General features: G+C 48.8%; 18 protein-coding genes. 4 read left to right on the forward strand and 14 right to left on the reverse strand.

The features are described from left to right. Positions 1 to 10: 10 nt before the first annotated feature. Both gatA and gatC read right to left on the reverse strand, forming a co-directional pair. Positions 11 to 1,468, reverse strand: a complete 1,458-nt coding sequence (gatA, locus tag G9F75_RS14285) for an Asp-tRNA(Asn)/Glu-tRNA(Gln) amidotransferase subunit GatA (protein WP_007408915.1) — start codon at positions 1,466 to 1,468, stop codon at positions 11 to 13. 14 nt (positions 1,469 to 1,482) lie between these two features. Next, the gene (gatC, locus tag G9F75_RS14290; protein ID WP_003155732.1) at positions 1,483 to 1,773 is read right to left on the reverse strand and encodes an Asp-tRNA(Asn)/Glu-tRNA(Gln) amidotransferase subunit GatC; all 291 of its coding nucleotides are present in this window, start codon (positions 1,771 to 1,773) and stop codon (positions 1,483 to 1,485) included. Positions 1,774 to 2,194: 421 nt separating this feature from the next. Here gatC and putP point away from each other — a divergent pair, with 421 nt between their 5' ends. Together putP and G9F75_RS14300 are read left to right on the forward strand one after the other, a co-directional pair. Then, positions 2,195 to 3,673: a sodium/proline symporter PutP gene (gene putP / locus G9F75_RS14295; protein ID WP_021495172.1), complete on the forward strand. Its 1,479-nt coding sequence runs from the start codon at positions 2,195 to 2,197 to the stop codon at positions 3,671 to 3,673. A 120-nt stretch (positions 3,674 to 3,793) separates the two neighbouring features. Further along, positions 3,794 to 4,486, forward strand: coding sequence for an MgtC/SapB family protein (locus tag G9F75_RS14300; RefSeq protein WP_007609875.1), 693 nt, complete (start codon positions 3,794 to 3,796; stop codon positions 4,484 to 4,486). 37 nt (positions 4,487 to 4,523) lie between these two features. Here G9F75_RS14300 and G9F75_RS14305 read toward each other — a convergent pair whose 3' ends face one another. The 5 genes from G9F75_RS14305 to pcrB form a co-directional block, all read right to left on the reverse strand. Then, positions 4,524 to 5,519: a phosphotransferase enzyme family protein gene (locus G9F75_RS14305; RefSeq protein ID WP_021495173.1), complete on the reverse strand. Its 996-nt coding sequence runs from the start codon at positions 5,517 to 5,519 to the stop codon at positions 4,524 to 4,526. Positions 5,520 to 5,755: 236 nt separating this feature from the next. Continuing rightward, positions 5,756 to 6,952, reverse strand: coding sequence for a CamS family sex pheromone protein (locus G9F75_RS14310; protein WP_014417115.1), 1,197 nt, complete (start codon positions 6,950 to 6,952; stop codon positions 5,756 to 5,758). A gap of 15 nt (positions 6,953 to 6,967) precedes the next feature. Continuing rightward, complete coding sequence (gene ligA, locus G9F75_RS14315) at positions 6,968 to 8,974, reverse strand: NAD-dependent DNA ligase LigA (RefSeq protein ID WP_021495174.1); 2,007 nt, start codon at positions 8,972 to 8,974, stop codon at positions 6,968 to 6,970. A 24-nt stretch (positions 8,975 to 8,998) separates the two neighbouring features. After that, entirely contained in the window at positions 8,999 to 11,218 is a 2,220-nt protein-coding gene (gene pcrA / locus G9F75_RS14320) for a DNA helicase PcrA (RefSeq protein ID WP_167409176.1), read from the reverse strand. Between the two features lie 57 nt (positions 11,219 to 11,275). Then, complete coding sequence (pcrB, locus tag G9F75_RS14325) at positions 11,276 to 11,965, reverse strand: heptaprenylglyceryl phosphate synthase (protein WP_003155740.1); 690 nt, start codon at positions 11,963 to 11,965, stop codon at positions 11,276 to 11,278. Positions 11,966 to 12,160: 195 nt separating this feature from the next. Here pcrB and G9F75_RS14330 point away from each other — a divergent pair, with 195 nt between their 5' ends. After that, the gene (locus G9F75_RS14330; protein ID WP_038461247.1) at positions 12,161 to 13,735 is read left to right on the forward strand and encodes an FMN-binding glutamate synthase family protein; all 1,575 of its coding nucleotides are present in this window, start codon (positions 12,161 to 12,163) and stop codon (positions 13,733 to 13,735) included. 34 nt (positions 13,736 to 13,769) lie between these two features. Here G9F75_RS14330 and G9F75_RS14335 read toward each other — a convergent pair whose 3' ends face one another. Genes G9F75_RS14335 through G9F75_RS14345 form a run of 3 tightly spaced genes read right to left on the reverse strand, consistent with a single transcriptional unit; the run spans position 13,770 to position 16,846 of the window. After that, positions 13,770 to 14,081 (reverse strand): YerC/YecD family TrpR-related protein, encoded by a 312-nt coding sequence (locus tag G9F75_RS14335; RefSeq protein WP_003155745.1) that lies wholly within the window; start codon positions 14,079 to 14,081, stop codon positions 13,770 to 13,772. Positions 14,082 to 14,083: 2 nt separating this feature from the next. Further along, on the reverse strand, positions 14,084 to 15,079 hold the full coding sequence (locus tag G9F75_RS14340; RefSeq protein ID WP_017419031.1) for a DUF3048 domain-containing protein: 996 nt from the start codon (positions 15,077 to 15,079) through the stop codon (positions 14,084 to 14,086). 24 nt (positions 15,080 to 15,103) lie between these two features. Continuing rightward, positions 15,104 to 16,846, reverse strand: coding sequence for an adenine deaminase (locus tag G9F75_RS14345; protein WP_021495178.1), 1,743 nt, complete (start codon positions 16,844 to 16,846; stop codon positions 15,104 to 15,106). Positions 16,847 to 16,967: 121 nt separating this feature from the next. Here G9F75_RS14345 and G9F75_RS14350 point away from each other — a divergent pair, with 121 nt between their 5' ends. Next, the gene (locus tag G9F75_RS14350; RefSeq protein WP_032872536.1) at positions 16,968 to 17,198 is read left to right on the forward strand and encodes a YgaP family membrane protein; all 231 of its coding nucleotides are present in this window, start codon (positions 16,968 to 16,970) and stop codon (positions 17,196 to 17,198) included. Between the two features lie 156 nt (positions 17,199 to 17,354). Here the strand turns inward: G9F75_RS14350 and purD are convergent, their stop codons facing one another. The 4 genes from purD to purM are packed head-to-tail and all read right to left on the reverse strand — an operon-like array spanning position 17,355 to position 21,798. Beyond that, complete coding sequence (gene purD / locus G9F75_RS14355; RefSeq protein ID WP_088056303.1) at positions 17,355 to 18,623, reverse strand: phosphoribosylamine--glycine ligase; 1,269 nt, start codon at positions 18,621 to 18,623, stop codon at positions 17,355 to 17,357. 15 nt (positions 18,624 to 18,638) lie between these two features. Next, complete coding sequence (purH, locus tag G9F75_RS14360) at positions 18,639 to 20,177, reverse strand: bifunctional phosphoribosylaminoimidazolecarboxamide formyltransferase/IMP cyclohydrolase (RefSeq protein WP_167409177.1); 1,539 nt, start codon at positions 20,175 to 20,177, stop codon at positions 18,639 to 18,641. After that, the gene (purN, locus tag G9F75_RS14365) at positions 20,174 to 20,761 is read right to left on the reverse strand and encodes a phosphoribosylglycinamide formyltransferase (RefSeq protein ID WP_021495180.1); all 588 of its coding nucleotides are present in this window, start codon (positions 20,759 to 20,761) and stop codon (positions 20,174 to 20,176) included. The genes purH and purN overlap by 4 nt, the downstream gene beginning before the upstream one ends. Next, positions 20,758 to 21,798, reverse strand: coding sequence for a phosphoribosylformylglycinamidine cyclo-ligase (purM, locus tag G9F75_RS14370; RefSeq protein WP_167409178.1), 1,041 nt, complete (start codon positions 21,796 to 21,798; stop codon positions 20,758 to 20,760). The genes purN and purM overlap by 4 nt, the downstream gene beginning before the upstream one ends. Positions 21,799 to 21,872 lie beyond the last annotated feature (74 nt).

Raw genomic sequence — 21,872 nt, forward strand, 5'->3', positions numbered from 1 at the left:
ATTTCACCCCTTACAGTTCAGGTTTCGCTTTATGATGATCTGTTGCCTGCTCAAAAGCATGAGCGACGCGGTATACAGTGCCTTCATCGAAGTGTTTTCCGATGATTTGCAATCCGAGCGGCAGCCCGTCCGCAAATCCGCACGGCACGCTGATTCCCGGCACACCCGCGAGGTTGACAGGGATCGTTAAAATATCGTTGGCGTACATTGTGAGCGGATCGCTGGTTTTTTCGCCGATTTTGAATGCCGGTGTCGGCGTTGTCGGTCCGACGATGACATCGTATTTCTCAAATACGTCTTCAAAATCTTTCTTAATAAGCGTGCGCACTTTTTGCGCTTTTTTGTAATACGCGTCATAGTAGCCGGAGCTGAGCGCGAAGGTGCCGAGCATGATGCGGCGCTTCACTTCATTGCCGAAGCCTTCTGAGCGTGTCTGTTTATAAAGGTCGATCAGGTTGTCCGCATTGTCTGAGCGGTAGCCGTAGCGGATGCCGTCAAAGCGCGCAAGGTTTGCAGACGCTTCGGAAGAAGACAGCAGATAATACGTCGCAAGCGCGTATTTGCTGTGCGGCAGAGATACTTCTTCCCATGTCGCTCCGAGGTCTTCAAGCACTTTTAAAGCGGCTAAAACCGATTCTTTCGCTTCTTTGCCGACGCCTTCTCCGAGATATTCTTTCGGTACGGCGATTTTTAAGCCTTTAATATCGCCAGTTAATGAAGAAAGAAAATCCGGCACTTCGACATTGGCGCTCGTAGAGTCCATTTTGTCCGGGCCTGAAATCGCCTGAAGCAGGAATGCGTTATCTTCTACGGTTCTTGTGATCGGCCCGATCTGGTCCAGTGAAGACGCAAAAGCGACCAAACCGTAACGCGACACGCGTCCGTATGTGGGCTTTAATCCGACGACGCCGCAGAAAGAAGCCGGCTGGCGGATGGAGCCGCCCGTATCAGATCCGAGTGAAAACGGCACTTCGCCCGCGGCAACCGCAGCTGCGGAACCGCCGCTTGATCCGCCGGGAACCGTATCGAGATTCCAAGGGTTTTTCGTCGCTTTGTACGCGGAGTTTTCAGTAGAAGAACCCATCGCGAACTCGTCCATATTCAGCTTTCCGATCGTGACGGCTTCAGCGGCTTGAAGGCGCTCCACGACCGTCGCATCGTAAATCGGATCGAAGTTTTCGAGGATTTTGCTTGAGCATGTTGTGCGAAGCCCTTTGGTCACGATGTTGTCTTTGACGCCGATCGGCATTCCGAAGAGAAGACCGTGTTCAGACCGTCCGTCAACCGCTTCGTCAAGTTCTTTCGCGTAAGCGCGGGCTCTTTCTTCATCAAGCTGTAAAAACGCCTGCACCTTATCATCCACGGATGCGATCCGTTTGTAAGATTCATCAACAAGATCGGAAATCTTGATTTCTTTTTTATGTATCATTTGTTTCAGTTCTGTGATTTTGTGATCAAATAATGACATACTGTCTCCCTCCTTTAATCCAGAATAGATGGCACACGGACATAGCCGTCTTTATGATCGGGAGCATTTTTCATGACATCCTCGACCGGAAGGCCTTTACCCGCTTCATCTTCTCTCATTACGTTTTTCATTTTCAGCACGTGTGTTGTCGGTTCCACGTTATCCGTGTCCACTTCATTAAGCTCCTCGGCAAACGAGATGATGCTGTCAAGCTGTTCTGTGAACATTTCAGCTTCTTCATCCGTAATGGCGAGTCTCGCCAAATGAGCGACATGCTTTACTTCTTCTATAGAAATTCGTGACATAAGATCCACCTCCGCATAATTCTCCGTTTCGTCATATAATACTGATCATATCAAAAATGAGCCCTCTAAAGCAACAAAACGCCGCCTTCTGAGGCATGATGAAACCCTCTCTATTTTATCCTAAATCGGGGAGAAAGAGAAACGAATTATATGTCAGAAAATTTTTACTTTTATAATTTATTGGTAGCGTTTTCATCTCTAAGCTGTTCTATGTTGGCGGGGATTTTTTCCTTGAGCGGGCCAGGTTTCGAGAGTTGATTGATCGGGGATACTTTGTTAGGTTTAGTAACCATAGCCAGCACTAAATCATGCGATCCGCATGGAATGATGACTAAAGGCTGGATCGCCGGCGCATATTCCGGCACTACTAATCTGCAGAGGTGATGCAACATTTACATGAAAGAAGAGAGGGTCCAAAAACGTGAGTATTGAATTAATTATATCTCTTGGCATTTACTTTGCTGCCATGCTGTTAATCGGCTGGTACGCATTCAGGAAGACAACGAATATTAATGATTACATGCTGGGCGGAAGAGGACTAGGCCCGTTCGTAACGGCGCTGTCCGCAGGTGCGGCCGATATGAGCGCATGGATGCTGATGGGAGTTCCCGGCGCAATGTTCGCAACGGGGTTATCGACCTTATGGCTGGCGCTCGGTTTGACGATCGGCGCGTATTCAAATTATCTGCTGCTTGCTCCGAGGCTGCGCGCTTACACGGAAGTTGCGGATGATGCGATTACGATTCCCGATTTTTTCGATAAACGGTTCCGCCACTCGTCATCATTGCTGAAAATTGTTTCCGCCGTGATTATTATGATCTTTTTCACGCTGTACACATCGTCCGGGATGGTATCCGGAGGCAGGTTATTTGAATCGGCATTCGGCGCCGACTACAAATTCGGTTTGTTTTTAACGGCCGGTGTTGTTGTGCTTTACACGCTGTTTGGCGGTTTCCTCGCTGTCAGTCTGACTGACTTTGTACAGGGAGCGATCATGTTTGCGGCATTAGTGCTTGTGCCGATCGTTGCTTTTACCCAGCTCGGGAGCGTTTCAACGACGATTGATTCGATCAACGCCGTTAACCCGAAACTATTGGATATCTTTAAAGGCGCGAGCGTCATTAGCATTATTTCTTATTTGGCATGGGGACTCGGCTATTACGGCCAGCCTCATATCATCGTACGATTTATGGCGATTAAAGAAGTGAAAGATTTAAAACCCGCCCGCAGAATCGGGATGAGCTGGATGGTTATTTCAGTTGTCGGTTCATTGCTTACCGGGATTATCGGGGTTGCGTATTCTCATCACTTCGGGGTCTCCGTAAAAGATCCGGAAACGATTTTCATTATTTTTTCTAAAATCTTGTTCCATCCGCTGATTACGGGCTTCTTGCTGTCCGCAATTTTAGCGGCGATCATGAGTTCCATTTCCTCACAGCTTCTCGTAACGGCAAGCGCCATTACGGAAGATTTATACCGCGCCTTTTTCAGACGGGAAGCGAGCGATAAAGAATTGGTCATGACCGGACGCCTGTCGGTATTGATCGTGGCCGTTATCGCCATCCTGCTTTCCATGAATCCGAACAGCACCATTCTTGATCTGGTCGGATATGCGTGGGCAGGCTTCGGTTCGGCTATCGGCCCGGCGCTCTTGCTCAGTCTGTACTGGAAACGGATGAATGAATGGGGAGCGCTTGCGGCGATGATTACCGGGGCCGCGGCCGTTTTAATCTGGATCACGACAGGGCTTGCCGCTTCAACCGGCATATACGAAATCATTCCGGGGTTCTTCCTCAGTCTGATTGCCGGTATTGCCGTCAGCCTGCTGACCAAAAAACCGGCCGATGCTTCTTATCAGCTGTTCAGCCGGATGGAAGCTCTTTTGAAAAACAAGAAATAGACAAAAAGCCGTCAGATTTTATCCCTGACGGCTTTTTTCTTCCGCACTTGTCCTGCTATAAATACTGTGAGAAAATCATATCAATTTATTATAAGAAAAATTGCGGAGGTGCTGTGCAAATTGAGCTGGCCTATCGAACCAGACATTTTATTAAAGCTGGGCATTGCCACGCTGATCGGCATGATCATCGGTCTTGAACGCGAGCTGAAAAACAAACCGCTCGGACTGAAAACCTGTATCGTCATCGCCGTCAGCTCCTGTATGCTGACGATCGTCAGCATTAATGCGGCATATCATTTCCCAAAATATTACCGTATCATGATGGATCCGCTCCGCCTCCCCGCCCAAATCATTTCCGGCGTCGGTTTTATCGGCGCGGGCGTGATCCTGCGTAAAAGCAATGACGTCATATCCGGCCTGACGACATCGGCCATCATCTGGGGCGCAGCCGGGCTCGGTCTGGCGACAGGCGCCGGCTTTTATAAAGAGGCGTTCGCAAGCCTCTTGTTTATTCTGATCAGTGTCGAATTTCTTCCGTGGCTGATCAGAAAAATCGGTCCCAACCGCTTGAAGGAAAAGGATATCCGCGTGAGAATGTCTCTTTCCGATAAAGACAAAATGACCGAGATTCTAAAAGAAATGAAAAGCAAACGGCTCCGCATTCACTCTGTCCGGATTGATGATCTGCGCGAAAAAGAATTTCCGATTATGGAAGTGAAAGTCAGTGTTCACAAAAACCGCTACACCACTGACGTCTATTATGATATTAAAGAAATTCAAGGTGTCGTCGGAGTGAAGTGTGATACGTTATAAAAAAACGCCGGGCTGGATTCAGCCGGCGTTTTTCTATTTATACGAATGCAGAAAAGTGATACTCCGTAATCGGGGTTTCGTTTTCGATATCGCGCCTGAAGGTTTTCAGCATCTCACGTTCCTCGTCCCCGAGTGCATTGAGGTCAAACGCCTGATGCAATAATCCGTAGATCAGCATATGGCGCAGCCGGAGAAAATCCGGGATGTGTTCAAGCCAGGCGGGGTCAAGGTCATTTTCTTCCCTGTAGCCTTTCATAAAGTGAGTCATGAATTCACCCGTAAACGCGGCCTTGTCTTCATACGGGATGACCGGATACCACAACATGTTGTACAGCAGAATACTGATATCATTCACAAACCAATTGTAGCCGGTATCATCAAAATCAAATGCAGTGATTTTACCGTTGTCCCAATTGAAATTGCCGTGGTGCAGATCGGCGTGCACAAGGCCGTAGTTTTCAGGGTTCTTCGGCAAACGGCGCAGTTTTTCCATTAGAGCATCCGCCCGCTCAAATACGAGATGCTGATCTGCGGGCACGTATTTTCTCAGCTTCAGCTGCTCCTCTTCATCCCATTCCTGCCTTTTAAATGCCGGGTCGCTCAGACGGTAGCTTTTCGTCAGCCGGTGCATGTTCCCCGTGTACTTTCCAAGCTCATAAAACAGAGTTCCGTTCCAGTCTGATTGCTCCACTTTGCGTCCGGGCGCTTTTTCATAGACTCTTACTAAAAATGCTCCGCCTTTTCCATCCGGCACTTCTTCGACATCTTTGCCATTTAATGAAGGAATCGGTTTCGCTGCTGAAAGCCCGCCCTTTGCCAGATGATGAAGCCATTCCATTTCTCCGAGAATATATTCCGGTGTTCTTCTGATCGTATGCGTAATTTTTAAGATATAAGGTTCGTTATCTTTCACAATTTCATATACGTAGTTCTCTGCGTCCGCGATAAATTGAAACTTGGTAAAGCCGTATATTTCACCTGCTTCAGCGAGCACCTTCTCTTCCTCAAAAATCGCTTTAATATCTTTATGCATGCTGATTCACCCTTTTCATAACGTTTGTAGGCGGTGTGTGTACTCAGCAAATGTCATTCATCAACATTCCTGCCCTTCTTTTTTCACAGCAGATTCGTAACATCCGCTTAGAAATGAAATGTGTTTTCCTGTTAATTCCTAATTATACAAATATCTTAACATACCTCATTCCTCGCTCCAACGATATTCACAATAAAAAACCCTTGCTCATACAGAAATGAACAAGGGCATCTTGGTTAATCGTAAATATGGACGGTCGGTTCTTTGTCACCCGCATTGCGGACGATCAGCGCTTCCTGTCCGTCAGACGAGGTAATGTTAATTTCGACATCAACTGAGCTTTTTGAATAATAATCCATCAGCTCACCTGTTAAGTATTGGGTAAAGGCGATAACTTCGCTTTTCCCGTAAAATTGCATCGGGATTTCAATCTTCATTTTTCTCATTTCATCGTTTTCGTACATTGCCGTTCCGACGACTCCGGTGTAATTCGGGAAGTAGCTGTCGATGGCGTTTTTGAAGCGTTTAAACACTTCGGAATCATCAGGGTATTTCTTTGCCGTGTCTGTATCCGCCGGATAGAAGACGTACTTTTCTTTGACATCATCCCAGTTTGAAATGGTGGATGAGCCGGCCTTGACTTCTGTTTTCGCAATGTAATTCCCCGGTACGATTGATGTTTTCGGCGCTTGTTTATAAAGGGCGACGGTAATCGGCACATTTTTCAGGTTATCCATTTTCCGGAGGCGGTTAACGACTTCCTGGGCGATTTCTTCACCGTGGCTGCGGATCGTTTTGTCGCTGAGCTCCACTTCCTGCTGCGGATCACCTGTGTTTTCGCGGTAATAGTAAACAGAGTTGAGAGCGAGACCGATCATGACACCGCCAAGCTGGATGGAATTTTTATCTTTTCTTACTAAGTAATCCTGTTCAAGCATAGACGCTAAGTAAATCGGGCTGTTTTCATTTTTCTCTTTTGCCGATCCCGAGCTTGGCAGCACCGGGTTTAAGCCGAGATTCTGAAAATTGGCATCTGCCTTTTTCGCCTTTTTCAGATCACTGCCCTCTTTTTTGCGGTCAAGCCAGCTGAGTACCGTGTCCTCATCTAAATACTGGCCTTCCTGATACAAATAGTCATCCGTCGGGAACGTGTCTTGAGCGAGCCGCATCAGACCCGTCTCGAATTCATCGATGTCCAGCCTCGTGTTCAGCCGGTCCGCGGTCAGGCCGCGCGCTTTTCCGGCCTTAAACGGAAGCACCATTTTATAGTAGGAATCAGAGATATTATATTTCGGTATGATCGCTTTTTCAGAAGACTTTGCCGTTTTCTGCGTGATCTCTTCCTCTTTGTTCCCCCCGAAACTCGGCGAACAGGCCGACAGCATGAGTACTGCCGCCGTTGCCGTCGCCGCCAATGCCAACATCTTTTTCAATAGAAAACACTCCTCTTATTTCTTTAGCTCTCCCAATAGCTGTGCTTCATTCCATACTTCAATGTTTAATTCCTGCGCTTTTGTCAGCTTGCTTCCGGCCGCTTCTCCGGCAATCAGCAAGTCTGTTTTTTTGCTGACAGATCCCGTCAGCTTTCCGCCGAGCGCTTCAATCTGCGCCTTGGCTTCATTTCTGGACAGCTCTTCAAGCTTTCCGGTTAACACGATGGTTTTGCCGGCAAAATAAGAGTCGCTGTCCTCCGCTTTTACTTTTTTCGGGCCTTTGTAGAGTGTGTTCACACCGAGTTCCTCAAGTTCATTCAATAGCTCAACCATTTCTTCTTTACGGAAATAGGTGACAACGGCATCGGCCATCTTTTCGCCGATTTCATCTACCGCAAGCAGCTCTTCTTCCGTGGCTTGTTTCAGATTTTCCAGGCTTTCAAAATGCATGGCGAGTGTTTTGGCCGCTTTTGAGCCGATAAAACGGATGCCGAGACCGAACAGCAGGCGTTCCAGCGAATTCTCTTTCGACTTTTGGATGGAGCTGATCAGATTGTCAGTTGATTTTTCCCCCATCCGCTCAAGCCGGATGACCTGCTCTTTCGTCAGCTTATACAAATCAGCGACATTACGGACGAGATGTTCACGGAAAAGCTGTGTGATGACACGTTCTCCGAGTCCGTCAATATTCATCGCGTTGCGTGAGACAAAGTGAATCAGGCCTTCTCTGATCTGCGCCGGACATTCCGGATTGATGCAGCGCAGCGCGACTTCCCCTTCAATGCGGACAAGTTCGCTCTCGCACTCAGGGCAGCTGGTAGGCATATTGAATTCTTTTTCTTCCCCGGTCCGCTGTTCGATTAAGACATTGACGACCTCAGGGATGATGTCGCCCGCTTTTTTGACGACCACTTTATCGAGAATGCGGATATCCTTCTCTTTAATTAAATCTTCGTTATGAAGGGATGCTCTTGAGACCGTCGTTCCCGCGACTTTTACCGGTTCCAGAACGGCGGTCGGCGTAATGACGCCCGTTCTTCCGACATTCAGTTCGATATCGAGCAGTTTTGTCACGACCTCTTCCGCCGGGAATTTATAAGCAATCGCCCAGCGCGGGCTTTTTGCCGTATACCCGAGTTCTTCCTGTTGATCGAGCGAATCGACTTTGATGACGATCCCGTCAATTTCATACGGGAGATCGGCCCGCTTCGCCTGCAGCTCTTCGATCATTTCAATGACTTCATCTATCGTGGCGCATTTTTTCCGTTCCTGATTTGTTTTAAAACCGAGCTCATCCAGAAAATCCAGGCCCTGACTCTGTGTTTCCACACCCATTTCGTCAAGCTCCGCTATACTGTAGACGAAGATGTCAAGATTTCGTTTCGCTGCAATTTTCGGATCGAGCTGTCTGAGTGAGCCCGCAGCCGCGTTCCGGGGATTGGCGAACGGCTCCTCTTCATGTTTCAGCCTTTCTTCATTGAGCGCTTCAAATGACTGTTTCGGCATGTACGCCTCTCCGCGCACTTCTATGGAAAGATTCCGTTTCATTTTCAGCGGAATGTTGCGGATCGTTTTTAAGTTTTCCGTGATATCTTCGCCCGTCGTTCCGTCTCCTCTTGTCGCGCCTCTGACGAAATAGCCGTCTTCATAACGGAGAGAAACAGCAAGACCGTCTATTTTCAGCTCCACGTTATAAGCGACGCCGGCACCGACAGCCTGACGGACGCGGCGGTCAAAATCGCGGAGATCATCATCGTTAAATGCGTTGCCGAGACTGAGCATCGGCGTGCCGTGCTGCACCTTTTGAAACGATTCAAGCACCGCTCCCCCGACCCGCTGTGTGGGCGAATCAGGCGTTCTGAGCTCCGGGTGCTCTTCCTCTATGGCAATCAGCTCCTGCATCAGTCTGTCGTACTCGGAATCCGGCACGCTCGGTTCATCTAAGGTGTAATATTCATAACTGTACTGATCGATGGTGCGGCGCAATTCTTCTGCCCGGTGTTTCGCTGTTTCTTTGTCCATCATGTTCTTCCTTTCCTCTTCAGGTTACTGCTTTTCAATCGGCGCAAAAGCGGCAAGAAGACGCTTCACGCCGACTGGGCTCGGGAATGCAATATCAAGCTCGGTGCTTTCGCCTTCTCCTTTTACGCTGACAACCGTTCCGGTGCCCCATTTTTTATGGCCCGCTTTATCGCCGACCGCCCAGCTGAGCGAGTCGCCGCCTGTTTTGTTCGCATAGGAAACGGGACGGGATACGGGCCCGCGTTTTGGCTGCACTTTTCTTCCCGGCTGCATGCGAGGTGTTTTCTTCTCATTTAGGTTCTCCAATAAATCGCCAGGTATTTCCCTGATAAAGCGGGATTCCGGATTCATATTGGTGCGGCCGAATAAGGTGCGCATTTTGGCATTCGTTAAATACAGTTCTTCCTCCGCCCTCGTAATGCCTACATATGCGAGCCTGCGTTCTTCTTCCATCTCGGCTTCTTCCATCAGGGAGCGGCTGTGCGGGAACACGCCTTCTTCCATGCCCATTAAGAACACGACAGGAAATTCAAGCCCCTTAGCGGCGTGCAGTGTCATTAAAGTGACGGCATCCTTTCCGCCTGATTCCTCTTCCTTCTGGTCGAGCTGGTCAATATCCGCGATCAGCGCCAGATCAGTCAGAAACGCGACGAGAGACTTGTCTTCGCTTTTTTGTTCGAAGTTTTTCGTCACGGAAAGAAACTCGTCGATATTTTCAAGGCGGCTTTGGGCTTCGATGGATTTTTCGGCCTTCAGCATTTCTCTGTATTCCGTTTTCACGAGAATTTCTTCCGTGAGTTCCGTAATGGACAGGTAATCCTGCATATTCGTCAGATTTTCAATCATCGCGCCAAAGCCGTCAAGCGCGTTTGCCGCTTTCGCGCTGACGCCGATGAAATCAACCTGTTTGATCGCCTGGAACATTGACATTCCGTTCATCGCCGCATATGAAGCGATTTTTTCTAGTGAAGTTGCGCCGACGCCCCGCTTCGGCACATTGACGATCCGCGTAAAACTGATGTCGTCGTCCGGGTTTGACACAAGGCGCAGGTATGCGAGAATGTCTTTAATTTCTTTCCTGTCGTAGAACTTGGTTCCGCCGACGATATTGTAGTTCAGACCGGATTTTAAAAGGGTTTCCTCAATGACGCGCGACTGGGCGTTTGTCCGGTATAAAATCGCGATATCGGAAAGCTTCCGCCGGCCCGAGCTGTGCAGCTCATAAATTTTGCCTGCGACGAATTGGCCTTCGCCGAATTCATTGTCTCCGCTGTAATAAGAAAGCTTGATGCCTTCGTCATTTTCCGTCCACAGGTTTTTCGGCTTGCGGTTTGAGTTGTTTTTGATCACTTCGTTAGCCGCTTGCAGAATACGCTTTGTTGAGCGGTAGTTTTGCTCGAGCAGAATCACGTTTGCGCTCGGGTAATCTTTTTCAAAGGAAAGGATATTCGCGATATCCGCCCCGCGCCATCTGTAAATGGACTGGTCGGAGTCACCGACGACGCAGATATTTTCAAGACGGGCCGCAAGCTGCTTCACAAGCAGGTATTGCGCCCTGTTCGTATCCTGATACTCGTCTACGTGAATGTACTGGAATTTGCGCTGATAAAACTCAAGCACTTCCGGCACACGCTCGAAAAGCTTAATTGTCGTCATGATTAAATCATCAAAATCGAGCGATTGGTTTTTCAGCAGTTTTTTCTGATAATCGGTATACACGTCACTCGTGACCTGATCGTAGTAGCCGCCGGCCGTTTTTGCGAATTCCTCAGGTTCGATCAGCTCGTTTTTTGCGCTGCTGATGGAGCCTAAAATACTTCTCGGATCAAACTTTTTTGGATCGATATTCCGCTCTTTCAGAATCCCTTTAATAACGGAAAGCTGATCAGCCGTATCAAGAATGGAGAAATTTCGGTTGATGCCGATTCTGTCAATATCCCTGCGCAGAATCCGCACGCACATGCTGTGGAAGGTGGATATCCAGATTTCATCCGCGCCGGGTCCGAGAATGCTCTCCACCCGCTCCTTCATTTCTCTGGCTGCTTTATTTGTAAATGTAATCGCCAGAATGTTCCACGGCGCCACGTGTTTTTCCGCCATTAAGTATGCGATTCTGTGCGTCAGCACACGTGTTTTTCCGCTTCCCGCGCCCGCCATCAGAAGCAGCGGACCGTCCGTCGTCTTGACCGCTTCCTGCTGAACGGGATTTAATCCGCTTAATAATTGATTGCTAATGTAATTCATATCCGTTCACCGCCTATCAAACATATGTTCTATCATAAATCAATTTCGTCCGCTTGGCTACTTTGTCTTTACAGCCGCCACTGTTTTAAGCGCCTGATCAAAATCTTCATATACGGCATTTCCGACAACGATGACATCGGCATGACGGCCGAACCGTTCCGCCGTTTCCGCGTCTTTAATGCCGCCTCCGTAAAACAGGACGGACTTGTCCAGCACAGCCTTCGTTTTCTCCACCGTTTCTATGTCCGCCAGCATCCCGCTGTATTCCAGATAAAAAATCGGGAGATGAAGCAAATGTTCCGCGACCCGCGCATAGGCGAGAATATCTTCTGTTTCTATATGTGTATCCGCCTCCGTTAAAGCGGCCGCCTTACAATCAGGATTGACGATGCAGTAGCCCTCCGTCACGATTTCCTCCATTGACATGAGCTCTCCGTATTCTTTCATCGCCTGATGATGCATGCCGACAATCCAGTCCGCCTTTTTGCTGTTGAGCACACTCGGAATGAAATAAAGATCAAACCCGGGCACAATGGAATCAATCGTCGACACCTCAAGTACGCACGGCACTAAAAACCGCCGCACCTTTGACATCAGTCTCAGCACATTGTCCTCGGTGATATTGTCGCTTCCTCCGATCACAATGGCGTCAGTCCCTGATTCACAAAGCCGTTCCAGCTGTTCATCCGGTAAATCTTTATTCGGATCGAGTTTAAAAACATGCTTCCACTCGTTAACATCGTACATGCGTTTTCGTTCCTCCATTCGTTTCTTGCCATTTAAACATTATAACAAATTCGTTTGGCCCGGAAAAACGGAAAAAGACGTCATTCACCTGATTCACAAAAAAAGATTGCGCTCCGCCGGACGGGAAACGGCTATGTTTGAAAACAGACAATATGTGGAATGTCAAAGAGAAAAAAGACAAGGAGTCTGATCTCAATGGAACAAGCCATTATCGTACTGATTTGTATATTGATCTTTATTATTTTAGTTCCCGCCGCATTGTTTCTCTGGATATACATAAGAGACGAAAAGCAGGAAGAACATTCAGTGCTGCGCAATTATCCCGTAGCGGGAAAACTGCGCTATATATTTGAAAAAATCGGACCAGAGCTGCGGCAGTATTTATTCAGCAATGATAACGAAGAACAGCCGTTTTCCCGGAGAGAATATGAACAGACGGTCATGTCGGGAAAGTATAAAAGCAGAATGATGGGCTTCGGCTCAGAACGGGATTTCGATCAGCCGGGCTATTATATCCGTAACGCCCTCTTCCCAAAACAAAGGGAGGAGCTGCGCGCAGATCAGACGCCGAAGATCGACACGATGATATACAAAATTGACAAAGACAACCTGCTGAAACGCAGCGAACACCGCGAAAAAGCAAAGGCGGACCCTTATTACCTGCATCCGGACGATGTGCAAGTGATCGGCCGCGATACATGCAAGAAGCCGTTTTATGTGAAAGGGCTAATCGGACAATCAGCGATGAGCTACGGCTCACTTGGCGACCGGGCAATTACCGCCCTGTCAAAAGGGCTGCACCAGGCCGGCGGCACATGGATGAATACAGGCGAAGGCGGCCTGTCTGAGTATCACCTGAAAGGCGGCGCGGATATTATCTGCCAAATCGGCCCCGGGCTGTTCGGCGTCCGCACTGAAGATGGAGAATTTTCGTGGGAAGAATTTAAGAAAAAAAGCCGCCTCGAGCAGATTAAAGCCTTTGAATTAAAGCTTGCGCAAGGGGCGAAAGCAAGAGGCGGGCATATTGACGGTTCAAAGGTGACCGAAGAAATTGCCGCCATCAGAAATGTGCAGCCCGGACAATCCATTGACAGCCCAAACCGCTTCAACGAGTTCTCAAATGTTCCGGACATGCTTGATTTCATTGAGAAATTAAGGACTGTCGGAGAAAAACCGGTCGGCATCAAAATTGTCCCGGGCAGCCGCAAAGACCTTGAAGACCTTATTTCCTGTATGAGTTCCTCAGGCAAACATCCCGACTTTATTACGATTGACGGCAGTGAAGGGGGAACGGGAGCTTCTTTCCATGAGCTGGCGGATTCCGTCGGCCTGCCGATTCTGACCGGCCTCCCCCTTGTTGACGGCCTTTTGAAGACATACGGGATAAGAGATAAGCTGAAAATTTTCGCATCCGGAAAGCTGCTCACTCCGGATAAGATTGCCGTTGCCCTCGCGTTAGGCGCGGATTTTGTCAATATTGCCCGGGGAATGATGTTTTCAGTCGGCTGTATCCGCGCTCAAGTATGCCACACCAATCATTGTCCTGTCGGAGTGGCGACAACCGATCCAAAACTTCAGCGCGCGCTCAGTATCGAAGATAAACAGCACCGCGTCTGCAACTACGTGCTCTCGTTGCGTGAAGGGCTGTTTCACCTTGCCGCCGCGGCGGGCATCAGCTCGCCGGTTCATTTCTCAGCTGAACACATCGTATACCGGGAGGAAGACGGAAGCCTGAGGGAACTTCCCGGCCTTTTGAATCAGCACGCATAAAAAAACCGCCTGCCGTCATCGGCAGAGCGGTTTTTTACGTAGCTGAGGAGGATTCTCCTTTGTTTACGCGGTCAAGCGCCATTTCATAGGCATCGTTTCCGTAATTTAAGCAGCGCTTCACCCGGGAAATCGTCGCTGTGGAAGCACCCGTTTCGCTTTCAATTTTGTGATACGTATTTCCTTCGCGGAGCATTCTTGCCACTTCCAAACGCTGCGCCAGCGATTGGATTTCATTAATCGTACAAAGATCGTCAAAGAAACGATAGCATTCCTCCAGATCTTTCAGCGATAAAATAGATAAAAATAACTGGTCCAGTTCTTTTCCGCGTAATTTATCGATTTGCATCGTCAAACACCTTCTCCTTTACTAATGGAAGCTGCATCGAGATCAGGCACGATATTAATCCATGTCTTTCCTGGCACAAACGGAAGAATCTCACCGCCTTTTACGGGCAGAATACGGCCGTCTTTATATTCCCAGTCTGACTCCATAACATCGCCGTGCTGAAGCAGGAGGCCCTTCCCCCCTGACTGAATATCGATGGCCCGCCTTCCATCTTTGTCTGTCATGCGATGGCCGGCTTCAACAATAAAAATGTTGTGCATGGCTAAAGGCTTTCCGGTCTCCCGGTCTGTCGCTTTCACACCATCAGAGCTTCTTGTATAAGCATCAGCTTTTTTATCATAATCGTATTCGACAAGATTTGTAATGTTTTGTGTTCCATAATCTATCCGAATATTGTAGGTTTCGTTTCCGGGTTTTGCATCTGATGTCTGAAATGGGAGCGGTTCTGTTTTTCCGTTCAGCTTGTATCCTTTTTGTTCCGCCGCCTTCCTGATATTGTCATACGACGTGTAGGAATTGTGGGGCGGCTTGCTGAAATCGGCTCTCCAAAACAGGCTTCCGTCAAAATCCAAACCGTTTATATAATCGTAAGCTCCGGACTCCAGCTGCTTTTTTGCGCCGGGACTCCAGCCATGATGGACAAATATGCTGTTAAACCCGCTGCTGAGCGTGACAAAATATTCCCTCGCGCTCCGCACAGGCCCGACCGTTTCCGGCATCTCACTTTGAAAAATCGCGAGAAACCGCGTAATCCGGCCCTCCGCAAGCGCCTCGATGACAACATCCGCCTTTGACAGCCCGGATTGGGGCCTCGCCTTCGGATGATTGTTCACTGCGACTGCAATCGGACGGCGTTCTGCAAGCTTCTGCTCAGTTTTCAGCCCCGTTAAAGGAGCTTCCGCTTCTTTCGGCTGCACCTGATCGGCATTGTTCTGCCGGCAGGCGGCAAGCAGCAAAAACGCAAAACAAAGCATACAAACGGTTTTCCATCTTTTCATATGTCGGCTCCCTGCTTTTATATTTTAACGCATTATCGATGGAAAGAGTACAGTTTTTTTCATCACGTCGAATATTCCTCTCGGCGTAATGCGGATATAAGGCAGGTGTGTGCTCTGCAAAAAGAGCAGCGTATAGATCGGATCGCAGAATCGGTAGCCCCGCTCCTCCAGCAGCGTCCTCAGTTTTTGCTCTTTCTCAAGCACTTCTTCATAATTCTCCGCGGATGCAGAACCGTTTAAGGCGAGGGGAATCTCATGCAGAATCTTCCCGTTTTCGGCAAGCACGATTCCGCCGCCGATTTCTTTCATCCGTGAGAAAGCGAGCAGGATATCTTCCTTATTTTTTCCGGCAGCGATAATATCTCCTGTTGTCGTGTAGGAACTGACAAAGCCCTGCACCCGATCGGCAAAACCTTTCAGCATTGTATTAACCCGCCATTTTCCATGCTTATCGAGAAGCGTGAGATAGCATTCATCATGATCAAAAGAAAGCTGGTCAACAGAATTATCAATCGCAATCATATACGGCTCCATAATGACCGCGTTGCGCATGGACACACCCATCGGCATTGAAAACTGTAAATCATCCATCGTCATATCATATGAAAGCTCAAGAGGGACAAGACCGCCCTTTTTCCAATCCGTTTCTGTAAACGCATTCATATTTCGGCCGTCTTCCCTCACCAGGATACCTTTGGAGATCACCGTGACCGGGTCAGGATTCATCGGGTCATCGAGAATGTTCAATGAAGCAAGCCGGCCCGGACCGATCACACCGAGAAAGTCGTCCATCTGATAATACTTCGCGATATTAAAGGACGCCATATTGTAGGCATCGATCGCCGGAACCCCTTCCTCCAAAGCGATTTTGATCAATTCATTCGTCATGCCGCCTTTATAAAAATGCGGCGTCGCTCCATCCGTCGTGTAAAAGAAATGATCATAATGCCGGAAGCCTTTTTGATGAAGATCCTGCAAAATCGTTCTCAAATCAGGGCGGATGGATGAATGTCTGAGCGAAACATAGTAGCCCAATTCAAGCCGTCTCATTACCTCGCCGCCATTCATCGCCTCGTGGTCGGAATCAGCTCCGAACAGTTTCATCTTCGTCAGTGTTTTTTCAGAGGCTCCGGGAAAATGCCCTTCTATCCGCTTGCGCAGTTTCTTTGTCGCCTGCATGCAATGAAGCATCAGGTCATCGCCGTCCATGAGGCGCGGCCATCCGGTCAATTCTCCGCCTTGAATGACATCCGGGTGCTCAATCCATTGCTTTCGGACATCAAAAGAAAGAAGCTGATCCTCATTCAGCACTTCAGTCTGCAGATCATATCTGGACCACCAGAAATATTGCACCGGCTGTTTTTTCAGTTCTTCCAATATAGTAAGCGCTTTCTTTTTACCGCTGTGCAAAAGAAAAAACAAGTTATCATTAACAAACGTCGTTGTTCCGAATTGAGACACATATTCGGCGAGCGTTTGGGGATTATATATTTGAAAAGGATGTGTATGCGGTTCAATGTAACCTGGCACAATGTATTTTCCTTCACAATTTATGGTATGAATGTGCTCAGCTGCATCAGGAAGCTCATGACCAACATATACAATTCGGTCTCCGTAAATCCAGACGTTCTTTTTCAGCCATTGTTTTAAAAAAGGATTTAATACGAGAGCATCCCGTAAAAGTAGCGTTGGAAGCAGCTTTGAGTCTACAACATCCGCCTGTGATCTGATGTCTTTATTTTTCCAGTTAAAGGTACGTTCGGACATTCACATACTCTCCTTCGCTTATATTAGACCCATCGTATCACATCCGCACAATTATCGCACGGCTAAAACGTTACAAATTATTGAAGATGAATGAAAAACTTTTTCTAAGGGAGCTGAAATGATGAAACCGAATATCAGTTTATTAAATGCCGTTATGCGCATCACTTGCGGCCTCACAATTTTGTCTGCTGCTTCAGCGAAATACACGAGAAAACCTTGGTGCAAGATGCATCTCTTCTGTATGATAATGGGCGCGATGAAAGCGGCGTCCGGCATCCTCCGCTTCTGCCCGGTGACATATATGTTCCAAACCGGAATGAATCAGGATGACAGCCATCAGCAAGAAAAATAACAAGCCGTTTCGGCTTGTTATTTAATTTCTCCTGTCCCGCGAGTCTGAGAAGAATCCGTCTATACGCCTTCATCGATGACTGGCAAGCCGACAACCTAGGCCGTCCTCAGCTTACGTAAAAAACCCCGCAGCTCGGGTGCTGCGGGGTTCTGCTTTCTATCGTTGAGAAGCTTTCAGCGCACGGGCGCCGATGTCGCTTCTGTAAAACAGCCCGGGTTTTGTCAGCCCTGAAACGGCGCTGTACACTTTATCTCTCGCCGCTTCAAATGTCTCAGCAAATGCGGTGACATTGGCGACCCGGCCGCCGTTTGTGACAAATTGACCGCCTTCTTTTTTCGTTCCGGCATGAAAAATGGCGATCCCGTCTTCAGCGGATGCCAAACTGCCGATCGGCGTCCCTTTCGCATAGCCTTCCGGATAGCCTTCAGAAGCCAGTACGACGCTGACGGCGGCCGTATCTTTCCACCTTAGGTCAACATCCTTCTCATGCAGCAGATCCAAAAGCACCTGGATGAGGTCAGATTCCATTCTCGGCACGACAACCTGTGTTTCCGGATCTCCGAAGCGCGCGTTGAATTCAATGACTTTTGATCCGTTTTCCGTCAAAATCAGCCCCGCGTACAGCACGCCCGTGAAGGAGCGTCCCTCTTTCACCATTGCTTTTGCCGCCGGCTTCACAATCGTTTCGACTGCGCTTCTGACGATATCATCGGAAATGTGCGGCACCGGTGAGTAGGCGCCCATTCCGCCCGTATTCGGCCCTTTGTCTCCATCGAAGGCGCGTTTATGATCTTGAGCGATTACCATCGGATAGACGGTCTCCCCTTTTACAAACGCCATTAAAGAAAATTCTTCGCCGGCGAGGAACTCTTCAATGACAACAGATGCGCTCGCCTCGCCGAATTTCTCATCTTCAAGAAAATCGTGCAGGCATTCAATCGCTTCTTCTTCCGTCATCGCGACCGTGACACCTTTTCCGGCGGCAAGCCCGTCCGCTTTAATGACAATCGGCGCGCCTTTTTGCTGCACATATGCTTTCGCCTCTTCAAATGAAGTAAACGTCTCATACTCCGCCGTCGGAATACCGTATTTTTTCATTAAATCCTTGGCAAACTGTTTGCTTCCTTCAATGATAGCCGCTTTTTCAGACGGTCCGAAAACAAGCAGTCCGGCTTTTTCAAACTCGTCCGCTATCCCTTCAATCAGAGGAACTTCGGGGCCGATAATCGTCAGCCCGACATGATGTTCTTTCGCAAACGCAATGAGTGCGGCATGATCGCTTTCTTCAATGTTGGCCAGCGTCGCGCAGTCTGCCATACCGTCATTTCCGGGCGCGGCGTACACCGTGTCAACAAGCGGGCTTTGCGCCGCTTTCCAAGCCAATGTATGCTCTCTGCCGCCTTTTCCGATAATCAATACATTCACGCTTCGTTCCCCCTCTTAATGTTTGAAATGTCTGATGCCGGTGAATACCATGGCGATCCCGTATTCATCCGCTTTTTTAATCGAATCTTCATCGCGGACCGATCCGCCTGGCTGGATAATCGCCGTGACACCGGCTTTTGCGGCTTCTTCGACTGTATCCGGCATCGGGAAAAACGCGTCTGATCCGAGCGCGCTGCCTTTTGCTTTTTCTCCGGCCTGCTCAATGGCGATTTTAGCTGAACCGACGCGATTCATCTGTCCTGCGCCCACACCGACCGTCATATGGTCTTTTGCAAGAACGATCGCGTTGGATTTTACGTGTTTGACGACTTTCCAGGCGAGCTTCAGATCTTCCCATTCCTGCTCGTTCGGCTCTCTTTTTGTCGGGATGCTGATGTCGGCGTCATCAAATCCATGGACGTCTAAATCTTGAATCAAAAGGCCGCCCTGTACGGATGTCAGCTGTTTTTCTTTCTTCCCTGATGCGGTCACGTCAAGCGTGAGCAGACGAAGGTTTTTCTTCGCCGTCAGCACGTTCAGCGCTTCTTCACTGAAAGAAGGGGCGATAATGATTTCTAAAAAGATGCCGTGAAGGGCTTCAGCCGTTGCCTGATCAACTTCACGGTTCAGCGCGATGATGCCGCCGAAAATGGAGGTTTTATCAGCTTCATACGCTTTATTGAATGCTTCCTCAATTGAAGCTCCCGTACCGACTCCGCACGGGTTCATATGTTTAACGGCGACAGCTGCGGGTTCTGTAAACTCCCGGACGATTTGAACGGCCGCATCCGCGTCCTTAATATTGTTGTAAGAAAGCTCTTTGCCGTGAAGCTGTTTTGCCGCCGCGATGGAACCGGAGACAGGAAGTGCGCTTTGATAGAAAACAGCCTCTTGGTGAGGGTTTTCACCGTAGCGGAGCGATTGTTTTTTCTGAAATGTAACGGTGAATTGCTCAGGGTCTTTCTCACCGGCCTCGCGTGTTAAGTAATCAGCGATTAATGCGTCGTATGCCGCGGTATGGCGGAATACTTTGGCCGCAAGCTCGCGTTTTCTTTTAAGCGAAACACCGCCGTGTTCTTTCATCTCATTGAGCACGGAGCTGTAATCGGCCGGATCTGTGATGACCGTCACATCCTGATGGTTTTTCGATGCGGCGCGCAGCATGCCGGGGCCGCCGATATCAATGTTTTCTATCGCTTCATCGTATGTTACATCTTCTTTTGAAATCGTTTCTTTAAACGGATAAAGGTTGACAACCACAAGGTCAATCGGTGCAATGCCGTGCTCATTGATCTGCGCCATATGCTCTTCATTGTCTCTTACGGCAAGCAGGCCGCCGTGAATATTAGGATGGAGCGTTTTTAACCGTCCGTCCATAATTTCAGGAAATCCGGTCACTTCTGAAATGCCGATGACATCCACACCGTTTTCCTGAAGTAGTTTTTTTGTTCCTCCGGTCGAAATGACTTCGACGCCGAGCTCTGTCAGTTCCTTTACGAAAGGTACGAGATTTGTTTTATCAGAAACACTGATTAGTGCGCGTTTGATTGTCATGCCTTTTCACCTCTGTTATTTAGTCCCAGCAGCTGTTTCACAACGCTCGGATACCATTTGTGCTCAAGCTCGTGTATTGTATGCTCTATGTCTTCAAGCGTATCGTTTTCCTGTATTTCGAATGCTTTTTGCGCGATAATCGGTCCTGTGTCCATGCCTTCGTCGACGTAATGAACGGTAATGCCCGCCACTTTCACACCGGCCCGATACGCCTGTCCGACAGCGTCAATCCCGGGGAATGCCGGAAGAAGCGAGGGATGTATATTAATAATGCGGCCCCCGTATGCTTCAAGCAGCGTATCTCCAATCAGTCTCATATAACCGGCGAGAACGATTAATTCCGCCCCGTGCAGGCACAGCTGTTCAATAACGGCCCGTTCAAAGGCCGCTTTGTTTTCAAAAGATGACGGTTCAAAGGCGAATGACGGAATGTGTAAAGCCTCCGCCCTTTCCACCGCCTTTGCCTGAGGCTTATCCGTCACGAGAAGCGAGAGCTCCGCATCCCACTTCTCTTCTCTCATGCGTTTGGCAATGGCCTCGAAGTTCGATCCGTTTCCTGAAGCAAATACCGCAAACTTTTTCATGAAAGAGCCGCACCGCCGAAAGAAATGCCTTCGCCCCGCTTGACCCGGCCGATCAAATAAGCCTTCTCGCCCTGAGCTTCAAGCGTGTCGATGACGTCTGTCAGGTTTTCTTCTTTAACGGCAAGGACAAAACCGATGCCCATATTAAAAACATTGAACATTTCTTCTTCTTTCAGCTTGCCGTGCTCCTGCAGAAACGGAAAAATCGGCGGGATCGGCCATGATCCGTGATCAATTTCCGCACTCAATCCGTCCGGCAGCATCCGCGGGATGTTCTCGATGAATCCTCCGCCTGTCACATGCGCCATGCCGTCCACCTTACCGCTTTTCACCGCCTTGAGCACCGGCTTCATATATATTCTCGTCGGTTCCAGCAATTCTTCTCCGAGAGGACGCGCAAACGGTTCATAGACAGTATCCAAATCAAGTCCGCCGTCATCAAGAAGCACTTTTCTCACAAGGGAAAATCCGTTGCTGTGAAGGCCGCTTGAAGTAAGTCCGATTAAGAGATGCCCCTCTTCGATATGTTCACCGGTGACGATTTCGTCTTTTTCCGCGACGCCGACTGAAAAGCCCGCAATATCGTATTCATCAACCGTATACAGTCCCGGCATTTCCGCCGTCTCACCGCCGATAAGCGCTGATCCTGACTGCTCGCATCCGTCCGCCACGCCCTGAACGATCTGCTCAATTTTTACCGGATCAGCCTTGCCGACCGCCAAATAATCAAGGAAAAACAGCGGCTCCGCTCCTTGGGCAAGCACATCATTTACACACATCGCGACCGCATCGACGCCGATCGTGTCATGCTTATCCATTGAAAATGCGAGTTTCAGCTTGGTGCCGACACCGTCTGTTCCGGAAATTAAAACAGGCTTTTGATACGGAAGCTCTGACAGATCAAACATTCCGCCAAAACCGCCTAGGCTTCCCATAACGCCGAGCCTTTTCGTGCGCTCCACGTGTTTTTTCATTCGTTTGACGGCTTCGTATCCGGCTTCGATGTCAACTCCGGCATTTTTATAAGCATCAGACATCCCTATCACTCCTTGTCAATTCGTTTCTCCTTAAAAGGCAGAAAGAGAAAGGCAGCCTGAATTCCCGCTGCCTT

Source organism: Bacillus sp. EKM208B (assembly GCF_011800725.1).
Classification (GTDB): Bacteria; Bacillota; Bacilli; order Bacillales; family Bacillaceae; genus Bacillus; species Bacillus velezensis.

Excerpts from the sequence above, each read along its gene's own strand:
- gatA (WP_007408915.1), bottom strand. The coding sequence starts at position 1,468 with ATGTCATTATTTGATCACAAAATCACAGAACTGAAACAAATGATACAT.
- G9F75_RS14345 (WP_021495178.1), bottom strand. The coding sequence starts at position 16,846 with ATGTCCGAACGTACCTTTAACTGGAAAAATAAAGACATCAGATCACAG.
- G9F75_RS14340 (WP_017419031.1), bottom strand. The coding sequence starts at position 15,079 with ATGAAAAGATGGAAAACCGTTTGTATGCTTTGTTTTGCGTTTTTGCTG.
- pcrA (WP_167409176.1), bottom strand. The coding sequence starts at position 11,218 with ATGAATTACATTAGCAATCAATTATTAAGCGGATTAAATCCCGTTCAG.
- pcrB (WP_003155740.1), bottom strand. The coding sequence starts at position 11,965 with ATGTACGATGTTAACGAGTGGAAGCATGTTTTTAAACTCGATCCGAAT.
- G9F75_RS14330 (WP_038461247.1), top strand. The coding sequence starts at position 12,161 with ATGGAACAAGCCATTATCGTACTGATTTGTATATTGATCTTTATTATT.
- purN (WP_021495180.1), bottom strand. The coding sequence starts at position 20,761 with ATGAAAAAGTTTGCGGTATTTGCTTCAGGAAACGGATCGAACTTCGAG.
- purH (WP_167409177.1), bottom strand. The coding sequence starts at position 20,177 with ATGACAATCAAACGCGCACTAATCAGTGTTTCTGATAAAACAAATCTC.
- ligA (WP_021495174.1), bottom strand. The coding sequence starts at position 8,974 with ATGGACAAAGAAACAGCGAAACACCGGGCAGAAGAATTGCGCCGCACC.
- purM (WP_167409178.1), bottom strand. The coding sequence starts at position 21,798 with ATGTCTGATGCTTATAAAAATGCCGGAGTTGACATCGAAGCCGGATAC.
- G9F75_RS14335 (WP_003155745.1), bottom strand. The coding sequence starts at position 14,081 with ATGCAAATCGATAAATTACGCGGAAAAGAACTGGACCAGTTATTTTTA.
- G9F75_RS14305 (WP_021495173.1), bottom strand. The coding sequence starts at position 5,519 with ATGCATAAAGATATTAAAGCGATTTTTGAGGAAGAGAAGGTGCTCGCT.
- G9F75_RS14350 (WP_032872536.1), top strand. The coding sequence starts at position 16,968 with ATGAAACCGAATATCAGTTTATTAAATGCCGTTATGCGCATCACTTGC.
- gatC (WP_003155732.1), bottom strand. The coding sequence starts at position 1,773 with ATGTCACGAATTTCTATAGAAGAAGTAAAGCATGTCGCTCATTTGGCG.